11 protein-coding genes are annotated in these 13,774 nt (G+C 33.5%); 6 read left to right on the top strand and 5 right to left on the bottom strand.

Annotation, left to right across the window (positions count from 1 at the left end; genetic code table 11):
* Nucleotides 1–139 precede the first annotated feature (139 nt).
* On the top strand, nucleotides 140–1,963 hold the full coding sequence (locus FLAPXU55_RS00860; RefSeq protein ID WP_180856072.1) for a tetratricopeptide repeat-containing sensor histidine kinase: 1,824 nt from the start codon (nucleotides 140–142) through the stop codon (nucleotides 1,961–1,963).
* Complete coding sequence (locus tag FLAPXU55_RS00855; protein ID WP_180856070.1) at nucleotides 1,960–2,709, top strand: LytR/AlgR family response regulator transcription factor; 750 nt, start codon at nucleotides 1,960–1,962, stop codon at nucleotides 2,707–2,709. Before FLAPXU55_RS00860 ends, FLAPXU55_RS00855 begins: the two co-directional genes overlap by 4 nt.
* 131 nt (nucleotides 2,710–2,840) lie before the next feature.
* Here FLAPXU55_RS00855 and FLAPXU55_RS00850 read toward each other — a convergent pair whose 3' ends face one another.
* From FLAPXU55_RS00850 to panC, 5 genes are all read right to left on the bottom strand, one after another.
* Nucleotides 2,841–4,805, bottom strand: coding sequence for a transglycosylase domain-containing protein (locus FLAPXU55_RS00850; protein WP_180856068.1), 1,965 nt, complete (start codon nucleotides 4,803–4,805; stop codon nucleotides 2,841–2,843).
* Between the two features lie 20 nt (nucleotides 4,806–4,825).
* The gene (gene radA, locus FLAPXU55_RS00845) at nucleotides 4,826–6,187 is read right to left on the bottom strand and encodes a DNA repair protein RadA (RefSeq protein ID WP_180856066.1); all 1,362 of its coding nucleotides are present in this window, start codon (nucleotides 6,185–6,187) and stop codon (nucleotides 4,826–4,828) included.
* Nucleotides 6,187–7,341 carry an alpha/beta hydrolase gene (locus FLAPXU55_RS00840; protein WP_180856063.1) on the bottom strand — a complete coding sequence of 385 codons (1,155 nt, stop codon included), beginning with the start codon at nucleotides 7,339–7,341 and terminating at the stop codon, nucleotides 6,187–6,189. The genes radA and FLAPXU55_RS00840 overlap by 1 nt, the downstream gene beginning before the upstream one ends.
* Before the next feature lie 201 nt (nucleotides 7,342–7,542).
* Nucleotides 7,543–7,893, bottom strand: a complete 351-nt coding sequence (gene panD, locus FLAPXU55_RS00835; protein WP_053473997.1) for an aspartate 1-decarboxylase — start codon at nucleotides 7,891–7,893, stop codon at nucleotides 7,543–7,545.
* Nucleotides 7,894–7,907: 14 nt separating this feature from the next.
* Nucleotides 7,908–8,786, bottom strand: a complete 879-nt coding sequence (panC, locus tag FLAPXU55_RS00830; protein ID WP_180856061.1) for a pantoate--beta-alanine ligase — start codon at nucleotides 8,784–8,786, stop codon at nucleotides 7,908–7,910.
* Between the two features lie 78 nt (nucleotides 8,787–8,864).
* Between panC and FLAPXU55_RS00825 the strand changes: the two genes are divergently transcribed.
* The 4 genes from FLAPXU55_RS00825 (at nucleotide 8,865) to FLAPXU55_RS00810 (ending at nucleotide 13,772) form a co-directional block, all read left to right on the top strand.
* Complete coding sequence (locus FLAPXU55_RS00825; RefSeq protein WP_180856059.1) at nucleotides 8,865–9,671, top strand: glycogen/starch synthase; 807 nt, start codon at nucleotides 8,865–8,867, stop codon at nucleotides 9,669–9,671.
* A 21-nt stretch (nucleotides 9,672–9,692) separates the two neighbouring features.
* Nucleotides 9,693–11,324: a DUF4270 domain-containing protein gene (locus tag FLAPXU55_RS00820; protein ID WP_180856057.1), complete on the top strand. Its 1,632-nt coding sequence runs from the start codon at nucleotides 9,693–9,695 to the stop codon at nucleotides 11,322–11,324.
* Between the two features lie 7 nt (nucleotides 11,325–11,331).
* Entirely contained in the window at nucleotides 11,332–13,182 is a 1,851-nt protein-coding gene (gene glmS, locus FLAPXU55_RS00815) for a glutamine--fructose-6-phosphate transaminase (isomerizing) (protein WP_180856056.1), read from the top strand.
* 143 nt (nucleotides 13,183–13,325) lie between these two features.
* Nucleotides 13,326–13,772, top strand: a complete 447-nt coding sequence (locus tag FLAPXU55_RS00810; RefSeq protein ID WP_180856054.1) for a T9SS type A sorting domain-containing protein — start codon at nucleotides 13,326–13,328, stop codon at nucleotides 13,770–13,772.
* Nucleotides 13,773–13,774: the final 2 nt, after the last annotated feature.

Below are 13,774 nucleotides of genomic sequence, written 5' to 3'. Positions count from 1 at the left end.
TTTTTAAGAATTAGTGGTCAAATGTATTGATCGAAAAAACGTATTTTTGACAGAATGGGTCAACAGGGCATTTGACTTGGTGAAAAATATAGGATAGGAATTTGAAATTAGGTTACTTTACATTTCTAAATAACATATTGTGAAACGTCATTTATTAATTGGTTTTAGTCTGTTTTTTTTAGTGTTATTGTTTCCGCAGCGAACAATAGCGCAGGCGCTTCCTGAACAAAAAAGTGAAAAAAGCAAACAAGTCAAAATCAGTAAAGCTGCCGACGATTTATCGAAATCATTAAATGAAAATGATGAATCAAAAATTGCTCAGAATTATGAAAGGCTGGCGAATGAATTTTTAAATAATGGAGATAATGCCAAAGCCGAAGAATATTTTAAAAGAGCTTTAAACAGTTATACCAAACTAAAACTAACCGAAGATAAAACACGTGTAACCCGAAGTTTAGCCAAAACACAGGAAAACCAAAAGAATTTTGATTCGGCAATTAAAAATTATGAAGTCGCAGGTTCATTGGCAAAAGATATTTCTGAAGAAAAAATAAATTTAAACGATGCCAACCGACTTAAAAATCAGTCGAATCCGGAAAGTCAAAAGGGTTATGTAGATTCTAATATTGAATTGCTGAAAAAAGAAAAGAAAAGCCAAGAAGTTACAGATGCGTATGTACAAAAAGCACAAAATTCATTAGAATTAAAAGATAAAAAGGTTGCAATAGAAAGCTATAAAAAAGCCTTGGTATATGCAAAAGACAAACCGGAATCTGTAATTAAAATTAAGAATGAAATTGCAAAAGTGTATGCCGAAGACAATCAGTTTGATAAAGCCGTAACGATAAACGAAAAGCTGCTTGCCGAGGCCAAAACGAATAAAGATTATAACACCGAAATAAAACAATTGCAATCGCTGGCATCACTTTATTTTCAGAAGTCAGAAGCCGAAAAAGCAATTTCGTCTTTGAAACAAGCGTATGATTTATCGTTTCAAAAAGGAAATTCGGCGGAAGCCAAAAAAAGCTTGTCATCCTTAATTAAATATTACAAAACCAAAGGCGAAGACAAAGAAAGTATGGCATTGTATGAACAGTTTTTTGAAAACTTCGAAAAGCTCATTCATTCTGATACGACTTTAATCGATGCCAAAACATTTCAGATTACCGAAGATAAAATTCGTCAGTTAGAGAAAGAAAAAACCTTGAAAGACGAATTGATTTCAAAGAAAAACACTTTCAATTATTTTCTAATTGGTTCGGTAATTTTACTGCTGCTTTTGTTTACGTTTATTTCGAAAGCATTGTATTCCATCAGAATAAAAAATAAAGAAATCGCTTTGCAGTCTTTACGTCGCGAAATGAACCCGCATTTTATTTTTAATAGTTTGAATAGCGTGAATCAGTTTATATCTGAAAATAAGGAACTGGAAGCGAATAAATACCTGACTTCGTATTCGAATTTGATGCGAAATATGATGGAAAATTCCAATAAAGACTTTATTTCTTTGGATAAAGAAGTCGAACAGCTTAAGAAATATCTGGATTTAGAACATTTGCGTTTTGAGGATAAATTTGATTTTGAAATTATTGTAGATGATTCGCTGGATGCCGAAAGGGTTTTTGTTCCGAATATGATTATCCAGCCGCATTTGGAAAATTCAATTTGGCACGGATTACGTTATTTAGATCAAAAAGGATTTTTATCGCTTCGCTTTGATTTTAAAAACGGAAAAATAATCGTTACGATTGATGATAACGGAATTGGTTTAACAAAAAGCCGTGAACTGAAAACAACAAACCAGAAAATCTACGAATCCCGTGGTTTGAACAATACAAAAGAGCGAATTGATCTTTTAAACGAATTGTATAAAAAGAACATTTCGTTTAATATTTCGGAAAAAGAAGGAGCAGAGAAGGGAACTATTGTTGAAATTGTTTTTCCATTAATTGACAAAATATGATGACACTGCAGAAGATAAAAAGTGTAATTGTCGAAGATGAATTGGCCGCGCGCGAAGTGCTTAAAAATTATTTAAGCAAATATTGTCCGCAGGTTGAGGTTGTCGGTGAAGCTCAAAATATAAAAGAAGCTGTTCCGCTGCTTCATGAAGTGAAACCGCAATTGGTTTTTCTGGATGTCGAAATGCCTTTTGGAAATGCTTTTGATGTTTTGGAAGCTTGTAAAGATTTACATTTTGAAACCATATTTGTCACCGCTTTTTCTGAATATTCGCTGAAAGCATTAAATCAGAGTGCGGCATATTATCTGCTAAAACCCATAAGTATAGAGGAATTGATTGTTGCGGTAAATAAAGTCCAGCATCAAATAATGAATAATGAAATCTTCAACCGAAATAAAATCATCGTAGAAAACTTTCACGAACAAAAACCGGAAAAACAGCAAGTTATTCTGCCAACACTTGAAGGTTTTGAAGTAGTAAAAATGGAAGAAATCGTGCGCCTTCGCGGTAACGGCAACTTCACCGATTTATATCTCAATAACGGAAGTAAAAAAATGGTCTGCCGATTTTTAAAACACTTTTCAGAAATTTTGCCTTTGCCTTTTATTCGGGTTCATAAATCGCATATTATTAATATGAATTGTGTGAAATCGTATAATAAAGGCGGGATTGTTACACTTAATGATGAAACTGAAATCGAAGTTTCTTCAACTTATAAGGAAGAATTTTTAAGAAACTTTAGGTAATTCGTTTCCTGCAAGGTTTCCAAAACCTTGTAGGTATTAGAGAGTAAATAGTAACAAACACCTACAAGGTTTTGAAAACCTTGCAGGAGAAATGACAAAACTTTGTGACTTAGCGCCTTCGTGGCAAATACCTACAAATCAAATTCCTCATCAGTAGATAAAGAATCATTTTTAACCGCAGTCGAATCCGGAGCTTTGATTTTTATTAATGAACGCGCATTTCCTGAAATATAAACAGGAAGCTGCCCAATTGTATCTTCAGGAACTAAAAGACCACGACGGAACATTAAATTCTTCAAGAATTTTTGATTTTTCAATGCATAATCTTTCAGGTTTCCTTCGTCATTAAATTGATACATGAATTTTCTCGGCTTCGGAATAATCGTTGCCAAGTACAAACATTCGTCAACATTTAAAGCTGACGGACTTTTTTGGAAATAGAAATGACTCGCTTCGCCAATTCCGTAAACATTTGGTCCCCATTCAATAATGTTGAAATAAACCTCCAGCATTCTTTCCTTGCTTACAATTCGGTTATTTTCTAAAATGTAAACTAGCAGGATTTCTTCAAGCTTTCGCGAAAGCGTTTTTTCTCTGGTAAGGAAAACATTTTTAATCAACTGCATGCTGATCGTGCTCGCGCCGCGTGAGAATTTTTTAGTTCGAATGTTTTTTAGAATCGATTGTTTGAAAGCTTCATTTATAAAACCACGATGCGAAAAGAACGACGGATCTTCGGTCGTTAAAACACATTTTCTTAAATAAGGAGAAATCTGGTCTAAAGGCGTATAATTTGGATTTGCATTTCCAACCAAAACAGGTCTTTGCAATACATTTTGAATTATGGCACGATAAACAAATTCGCCATTTAGTTTATTTAAATCGGCTTCGCCATATTTTGTAATTCGTAAATCTTCTTTGTTCAGTTTACTGTCAAAAACAAGCGTATTTGGTTTGTTTTTATTGAATTTGAAATCCAGTTTATAATCGAAATTTCCGGTTGCCTGCATTCCCTGAAAATGCGTAAACAAACCATCTGGAAGCGAAACGATAAAATCCTGCGCTTTCATTTTCGGAATATCAACTTTTAAAGTATAAACCGTATCTTTTTCAGTATCGTAAGAAACATACGGACGCAGTTTAATTTTATTCAGCGTCATTGACGAAGTGCTGTCAATCGAAATAAAATCATCGCCCAATAAAAATCGATAATCAAAACGTGCATTTTTTATAACAACATCTTTGCTGGCAATTTTTGGATGATTGATTTTTAGGTTTACGATTGAAGTAAAACCGTCAAGATGAAATTCGCTTCCGCTTTTATCAATATTTTCAACGTTTAAACGAATAGAATCAAAACTAGCTTTCAAACCATATCTCTCATCAAGATACGGAACACGAATCGCTCCTGTATCGAGATTAAAAAATCGAATATCTGCTTTTTGGTTTCTTGGATCCGCAAAACCTTTTAAGTTCCAGCGCTGATCAAAATCTTTGCTTTGGACATGAATACTGGTTTCGAGTTGTTTGTTGTTTAAAACCAGTTTATTGATTGCTACAGCGGTTTTTTTGCCGTTATCGTCAATTTTGAATTGGAAGTTATCCAAATTCATATCAGTCGGAACTAAATTGAGCAGTTTTGAAATAATGCGATAGGCAAAAGCACCATATTTTCGTTTTTCGCTTTTTTCAGAATCGTCGCGGTCTCTTTTTAAGAAAGCATCGAAGTTGCGAATTTTTCCTTTTTTTACTAATTGAATATAACCGTTGTCAACTTTTAGAGTTCCAAGCTGAACATCGCCAATTAATAAATTACTTAAACTGACGCTGGTTTCAATGTTTTTAATTTTTAAAAGTGTATCGGCATTTTTGGGAACCAAAACAACATCAGTAAGTTTGATGCTTGATAAACCATTAAAAGAAGCATCTTTTATTGAAAAATCACTGTTGTAATCAACAGCCATTTTATGGGTTACTTTTGCAATGGCTTGTTTTAAAAGTGAATTGCGGAAAAAGTATAATCCGATGCAAAGCAAAACTACTATTACAGCCAGTATTTTTAAAGCTTTGAATATTTTTTGTTTTGGAAAATTCATAGTGGTATTTTTATAAAAAATCAACCAAAAAGAATACTCGCGACATCTTCAATTTTTGCCACAAGTTCAATCTTGATTCCGGTATTTTTTAAAGCAATTTTATTGTATTTAGAAACAAAGATGGTGTCAAAGCCTAATTTTTCAGCTTCCTGAATTCTTTGATCAACGCGGTTTACAGGACGGATTTCTCCAGAAAGTCCAACTTCGCCGGCAAAACAAAAACCTTTTCCAACCGGAATATCTTCATTTGATGATAAAATTGCAGCGACAACGGCAAGGTCAATTGCGGGATCATCAACAGAAATTCCTCCGGTTACGTTTAAGAAAACGTCTTTTGCACCTAAACGGAATCCGGCTCTTTTTTCAAGAACAGCCAAAATCATGTTTAGTCTTTTAGCGTTGTAACCTGTAGTGCTTCGTTGCGGTGTTCCGTAAACTGCTGTGCTTACTAAAGATTGAATTTCTATCATTAACGGACGCATTCCTTCAAGTGTTGTAGCAATGGCAGTTCCTGATAATTCTTCGTCTTTATGCGAAATCAATATTTCTGAAGGATTGCTTACTTCTCTCAAACCGCTTCCAAGCATTTCGTAAATTCCGAGTTCAGAAGTGGAACCGAAACGGTTTTTTAGGGAGCGTAAAATTCGGTAAATATGGTTTCTATCGCCTTCAAATTGCAAAACGGTATCAACCATGTGTTCCAGAATTTTTGGCCCGGCGATATTTCCGTCTTTGGTAATATGTCCAATTAAAATAACCGGAATATTCGTTTCTTTGGCAAACTTGATCAATTCGGCAGTAGTTTCTCTAATTTGAGAAATACTTCCGGCAGTCGATTCAATATAATCAGTATGTAAAGTCTGAATAGAATCGATAATTACGATTTCAGGCTGAATGGCTTCAATTTGTTTGAAGATATTCTGCGTTTTGGTTTCTGTTAGAATATAGCAGTTATCGCTATTTGGCGTTATTCTTTCGGCACGCATTTTTATCTGTTTCTGGCTTTCTTCTCCAGAAACATATAAGGTTTTATAAGGTAATTTTAATGAGATTTGAAGTAAAAGTGTACTTTTTCCAATTCCCGGTTCTCCGCCTAAAAGCGTTAAAGATCCCGGAACAATTCCGCCGCCCAAAACACGATTCAATTCGCCATCAGTAGTATCCATTCGGATTTCCTGAGCCGAATCAATTTCATTTATTTTTAAAGGTTTCGGTGCTTTGCTTGTTGAGGTTGGTTCACTTTTCCACGCTGCTTTTTCCTGCTTCTGAATAATTTCTTCGGCAATTGTATTCCATTCTTTGCATGCGTTGCACTGTCCCTGCCATTTAGAATACTGGGTCCCGCAATTTTGACAAAAAAAGGAAGTTTTAACTTTTGACATTATTTGGTTTTTTTAGCAAGCGTATTCATTTCGTCAATTTTCTCATACATCAAATCTTTATTCAAATCGCCAATTGGCTCCATTTGTGAAGCATTTTGGTATTTTTTTGAAGCATGTTTAGGATCGCCCATTTTTTCATACATCAAGCCTAATTCATATTCTCCTAACATGGCTTTTGGATAATTTACGTTTCCAATTTCGGCCATTCTTCCTAATTCATCGTAGGCATTTCTTTTTAAAATAATATTTTCAATTACTTTAAAGTCACTCATTCTAACAGGAATCTGAACGCCTAAAACTTCAGACATATCATTGTATTTTTTTTGCAGATAATCAGCATAACCTGTTTGAAGAACCGCAATTTTGTCGTTGTATTCGGCAGAATTTATTGGTCTGTATATATCAAAAATCTGATATAATGCACTCGGGATCGAATGTAAAACTTCAGTATAATGTGTCGCGCCTTTAAATACTTCGTATTTATAATTCACTAACGGATTATTTGCGATTTTAATATTTCCGGCCAATTTTTCAATTGGTTCTTTTATTTTCTTGATATCACCTTCTCCGGCAGAAAGATAATAGAATATTGGTTTTTGTATTTTGGCAAATTTTTCAGCAATACGAACTTCCATTTTTGGCGCAAGTTCCGGGCTCAAACAAATGTATGCATTAAAAAGAGGTTCTTCTTTGTAAAGATAAAAGTTAGCAAAACTTGCTGTTACATCATGACCCGCAATAATTCTAAAAGGAGATGTACGGTATTTTTTTTCTACATACGGAATAAGCTCTGAACCAATAAATTCGAAAAATTTTGCTCCTTTTTCAAAAGGCAGACCTTCGTTTTGATCAATTGTTGTGTCGTCGTATCGTTCTTCATCTTTATTTTGATGAATTCCAATGATAATCATCTCCGGAATATCATCCCAATAATTACCATAACTTATAGCTCCGGAAAACGGATCAAATAAATAATCACCATCTAATAAATATAAAACAGGATATTTTTTATCTGATTTTGCATCGTAAGAAGCAGGAAGTCCAATTGTTATTCTTCTTTCTTCTCCTAGTTTTTCGGATTGGATATTGTCAAATTTTTTCTGGGAGAATACAGAAACGGAAATTAATGTAATGAGTAGGTAAACTTTTTTCATGATTTGTGGCATTTCAGTGAATTAAAAAGTATTCGAAATAGTGTAGCAATATACTATTTTATTTGCTTTTTGTGATTTGGGGATAATAAAAAAAGCAATGATTTCTTACGGTTAATAAATTTTCGATTTAGGCAAAAGAAAATCTGTTTGTACAAAAATATTTTTGACAAATTTCACACGTAAATAAGAAAGGAATGTGGTTTATGTTAACGAATTATCGTTTTCATTTGGGAAAATGATCCACGGTTTGAAGGTTTTAGCTTCTTCAAAATCGAGGGTTGCATAAGAAATGATAATAATAATATCGTCTTTTTGAACTTTTCGGGCAGCAGGTCCATTCAGCGTGATCTCACCTGAATTTTTTTCTCCCTTAATGGCATAAGTTTCAAAACGTTCTCCATTATTAATGTTAACAATAGCTACTTTTTCGCCTTCAATAATGTTTGAAGCCTCGAGTAGAGTTTCATCAATAGTAATACTGCCAATATAATTTAAATCAGCTCCAGTAACTTTTACTCGATGAATTTTTGATTTTATAACTTGAATTTGCATGGAGCAAAGGTAATTTAATTTAATGAAATGGTGTCTATCAGTCTTATAGAATTAACAAATACCGCTATAAACGCACGGTATTTTTTATCGTTTGTTTTGTGATCGATAGGTAATAATGTCGATTCATCAGCAATGACGAAATATTCGAGTTCAAATCTTTCGTTGTCTTTAAAGGAATCTTCGACAAATTTAATGGTTTCTTCAGGTGTATTGTTTTGGAAGATTTCTTTGGCTTCCGTTAAAACTTTATAGATTATTGCGGCTTCTTTTCTTTCATCAGCAGTTAACCTTTCGTTTCTGGAACTCATTGCTAAAAGATTGTCTTCTCTAAAAATTGGGCAGCCAACAACATTTACCGGAAGATTATTTTTTTCGACCAGTTTTTTAACAATTTGAAGCTGTTGAAAATCTTTTTCACCAAAATAAGCATTAGTTGGCGTAACGATTTCAAATAGGCGTTTTACGATTGTTCCAACACCATTAAAATGACCCGGACGGAATTTTCCTTCCATCTGATTTTCTAAACCATCAAAGTCAAAAGACTGCGAAATTGTCTGTCCTTCGTAAATATCATCGACAGAAGGAGCATATAAAATTATTTTGTCACTTAATCCTCTCATTTTCTTGACGTCTTCTTCAAGAGTTCGAGGGTATTTTTCAAGATCTTCGGGATTGTTAAATTGCGTAGGATTTACAAAAATACTTACAACGGTGTCGTCATTTTCCTTAAGTGAACGCTGCATTAAAGCCAGATGCCCTTGGTGTAAAGCTCCCATGGTTGGGACAAATCCTATAGTCGAATTTGCGGTTTTGATAGTTTTTAAATAGGCTATCAGAGCTACTTTACCGTAGAAAATATGCATGGCGGTATTATTAAAATTTAGTGCAAACATAATATATTAGTTATAAACTGCATAAATTTTTGTAATTTTGCGACGTTTTTATTACCAAAAATTAAGTAAAATACTATTATGAAAGATAAGAGGATATTATACGTATCATCTGAAGTCGTGCCTTATTTGGCTGAAAATGAGGTTTCTTTAATGTCTTATGACGTTCCTAAAATGATTAACGATCAGGGAGGTCAGATAAGAATTTTCATGCCAAGATATGGAAATATCAACGAAAGAAGACATCAATTACACGAAGTGATCAGGCTTTCAGGGATGAATTTGGTAGTGAATGATTTAGATATGCCATTGATTATCAAAGTAGCTTCAATTCCGAAAGAAAGAATTCAGGTTTACTTTATTGATAATGATGAATATTTTAAACGTAAAGCCACTTTTGCAGACGAGGAAGGGGTTTTATATCCAGACAACGACGAGCGTGCGATATTTTTTGCAAAAGGAGTTGTTGAAACTGTAAAAAAATTAAATTGGGTTCCAGATATTATCCATGTTCATGGATGGTTGGCTGCGATGCTTCCAATTTATATGAAACACTACTATAAAAATGAGGCTTTATTTAACGATACAAAAATCGTTACCTCAGTTTATGGTCAGTCTTTTGATGAAAATTTAGATTTAGAAATGATAAACAAGGTTAAATTTGATGGTGTTCCTCACGAATCAATTTCTGATCTTGAAATCCCAAATTATGAAAATGTCTTAAAGGCCAGCATATTGCATTCTGATGCTGTCATTATTGCGTCAGAAAATGTTTCTCCAAGTTTAACAAAATTTATAGAATCTTCAGGAAAACCTTTTTTACCTTTCGCCGCGAAAGATGCATTCGCTGAAGCGTATACAAATTTCTATAAAACTATGGGTCTTTAAATTTTAACTATTAATACGAATATGTACAATACTTCTTTTATTAAGAAAATTCTATTAGCTGCAACAGTTGTTTTTTTATATTCTTGCGACAAAGATTTTAATGCGATTGGTGATGATTTAATTGGTGATGATCATTTTGGATTGGAATCTGAAAAATATGATGTTATAGCTTATAATCAAGAAGTAACTCCAATACAATCAAATTCTTTAGCAATTAATGCTTTAGGGATTTATGATAATCCGGTTTTTGGTACAACTACAGCAAATTATAATACGCAGGTAGGACTTGCTGCTTATGGAGTAGCAGTTGGAGACGCACCTGTAATTGATAGTGTAACTGTTAATATACCTTATTTTAGTCACGTTACAGGTATAAATGCTAAAACTGGAAGGAATGATTATGCGCTCGATTCTATTTATGGAAGCGAAGGCGGATTTTTAAAATTAGGTGTTTACGAGTCTAAATATCTAATGAGAAGTTCTTACTATGATAATGGGAATCAATTAGCACAGCTTTATTATAATGATCAAAATAGTGATTTTGATACTAATAAAGGGACGTTGTTGAATGATGATGCTAACGAATTTCAAAATAATAAATTCTATTTTAGTTCTAAGGAAACTACAGAGGTAACAAAAGATAAAGATGGTAAAGATGTTAAAACGTATACATCGCCAGCGATGCGCTTAAAATTAAATAAGGCATTTTTCCAAACTAAAATTTTAAATGCTGCAAAAGAAAAACTTTCTGCTGCTGATGTGTTTCAGGAATATTTTAGAGGATTATATTTTAAGGTTGAAAGAGTTAGCGGCAGTCCAAGTAATATGGCTTTGATGGATTTTTCTAAAGGAAAAATCACGGTTTATTACAAAGCAAAAACAGATATTACAACCGATGCTGATGACGTAAAAGAAGATAGAACTTTAGTAATTAATTTAACAGGAAGTAATGTTAATCTTTTTCAGGATGTTAAAGATGCCGCGTATCAAAATGCGATAAGCAGCCGTAATATGACTACGGGTGATGACAGGCTTTATTTAAAAGGTGGTCAGGGATCTCTTGCCATTATAGAACTTAAAGATTTTGGTTCTAAATTAGAAGAGATTAGAAAAAACGGATGGCTGGTAAATGAAGCCAATTTAGTCTTTACTATTGATGCTGCAAAAATGGCGGTTAAAAAGACTGATAATCTGGAAGCTCAGGAACCTAAAAGAGTATATTTATATGACTTTACAAATAATATACCAATTTTAGATTATAGTGCAGATGGAAGTTCAAGTATAACTAGTGACCCGAGAATGTCAAAAGTTATTTATGGAGGCATAATTAATGTTGATGCAACTACAAAAAGAGGAACTACTTATAAAATTAGGATAACAAATCATATTCGTAATATTATAAAAACTGCAACTGCAACCAATGTTAAATTAGGATTAGTTGTTATAGATGATATAAGTGCTGTAACATCAAACAAATTGAAAAATAGAATTCTATTGAACGCAAGTACAAATGAATATTTTTCAGAAGCACCAAGAGCATCAGTTATGAATCCGTTAGGTACGATATTATATGGTAATAATATACCTGCCGGTAATGCGGATTACGATAAAAGATTGAGGCTTGAGGTTTACTACACGAAACCAAATAAATAAGTAATATATGTGTGGAATTGTTGGATATATCGGCCATAGAGAGGCCTATCCTATTGTTATCAAGGGCTTAAAGCGGCTTGAGTACAGAGGATATGATAGTGCCGGCGTTATGTTGTATGATGGCGAATCAGGTATAAAAGTTTGTAAAACAAAAGGTAAAGTTTCAGATCTTGAGGCTAAAGCTAATGAAGGTTTTACAATAAATGGAAATATTGGAATTGGACACACACGCTGGGCTACCCACGGTGTACCAAATGACGTGAACTCGCATCCTCATGTTTCTAATTCTGGAGATTTAGTAATCATCCACAATGGAATTATTGAGAATTATGCGCCGCTTAAAGAAGAGTTAATTAAGCGTGGATACACTTTTAAATCTGATACTGATACTGAGGTTTTAGTAAACCTGATTGAAGAAGTTCAGAAAAATGAGAAGATTAAACTTGGTAAAGCAGTTCAGATTGCCTTAAACCAAGTTGTAGGAGCTTATGCAATTGCCGTTTTTGATAAAAAAAATCCAAACGAAATTGTTGCTGCAAGATTAGGTAGTCCACTGGCAATTGGAGTAGGTGAAGGAGAATTTTTTATTGCTTCAGACGCTTCTCCGTTTATTGAATATACAGCAAATGCTGTATATTTAGAAGATGGTGAAATGGCTAATATCAGACTGCACAAACCTCTTAAAGTAAGAAAAATTAAAGATGACTCTTTAGTAGATCCTTACATTCAGGAACTTCAATTGAATTTGGAGCAGATTGAAAAAGGAGGTTATGATCATTTCATGCTAAAAGAAATCTACGAACAGCCAAGTGTAATTAAAGATACTTACAGAGGAAGACTTCATGCCAATGAAGGAATTGTTCAAATGGCTGGTGTTGAAGATAATCTGGAGAAATTTTTAAACGCTAAGCGAATTTTAATTGTTGCTTGTGGAACTTCATGGCATGCAGGTTTAGTTGCTGAGTATATCTTTGAAGAATTTACACGTATTCCGGTTGAAGTAGAATACGCTTCTGAATTTAGATACAGAAACCCAATTATAAATAAAGATGACGTTGTAATCGCTATTTCTCAATCTGGAGAAACGGCCGATACTATGGCGGCTATTAAACTGGCTAAAGAAAACGGAGCTTTTGTGTTTGGAGTTTGTAATGTTGTAGGTTCATCTATTTCAAGAGAAAGCCATGCAGGTGCTTACACGCACGCAGGACCAGAAATTGGAGTAGCTTCTACAAAAGCTTTTACAACTCAAATCACAGTTCTTACCATGATTGCTTTACGATTAGGAAAAGCAAAAGGAACTTTGTCAAATCCTGATTTCCATGCTTACTTACAAGAATTAGAATTAATTCCTGAAAAAGTAGCAGAAGCATTAGAAACAAATGACAGAGCAAAAGAAATTGCTGCTAAATTTAAAGATGCTCCAAACTGCCTTTATTTAGGTAGAGGATATAATTTCCCGGTAGCATTAGAAGGAGCTTTAAAACTTAAAGAGATCTCTTATATTCACGCAGAAGGTTATCCTGCTGCCGAAATGAAACACGGACCAATTGCTTTAATTGATGAGCAAATGCCGGTTATTGTAATTGCACCTAAACAAGGTCATTACGATAAAATTGTAAGTAACATCCAGGAGATTAAATCCAGAAGTGGTAAAATCATTGCCGTTGTTACAAAAGGAGATACGCAGGTTCGCGAATTAGCCGATTATGTAATCGAAATTCCTGAAACATCTGATGCATTATCACCGCTTATTACGACAATTCCGTTACAATTGCTTTCTTACTATATTGCAGTTATGAGAGGATGTAATGTTGATCAGCCGCGTAACTTAGCAAAATCTGTTACGGTAGAATAAATATTTTTTAAAATACAAATAATGTTAAAAAAGCGAGATTTAGGTCTCGCTTTTTTTATGTCTAAAATTTTTTTATTAACATAAATTTGTAGGATTTAAAATATAAAACTATGTTTGTAGGAAATATTTTAAATTTATTATTTATGCGCCTATCTTTACTTTTTATTCTATTTTATTTTTGCTTTTCTACAAATGCACAAACCAAACTAACTTTTAGTTATGATGGTGCCGGAAATCAAATCAACAGATCGTTATGCATCAATTGTTTATCAAAATCTGTACAGCAGGTTAAAGAAATTGAAGCTGTAGTCGAAAATGATTTAGAGAAATTCTTTCCTGAAGATGTTATTTCCTATTATCCAAATCCTGTAAAAGAACAATTGTATTTACAATGGCAGCTGGCTCAGGATAATTATGTGACCTCTGTTCATGTTTATTCTATAACGGGACAGGTTTTACAAACATACCAGGCAAATAGCAGTTTAAACAATTTAAATATTCCTTTTCAGCACTATCCTACAGGTATTTATCTGGTGCTGCTTTCTTATAAAGATGGAGGAGAAAAATCTATTAAAATCATTAAACAATAATT

The organism is Flavobacterium panici (genome assembly GCF_903819335.1).
GTDB lineage: Bacteria > Bacteroidota > Bacteroidia > Flavobacteriales > Flavobacteriaceae > Flavobacterium > Flavobacterium panici.
Note: the sequence above shows the minus strand (reverse complement) of the source record. Positions and strands in the feature narration are given on the sequence as shown.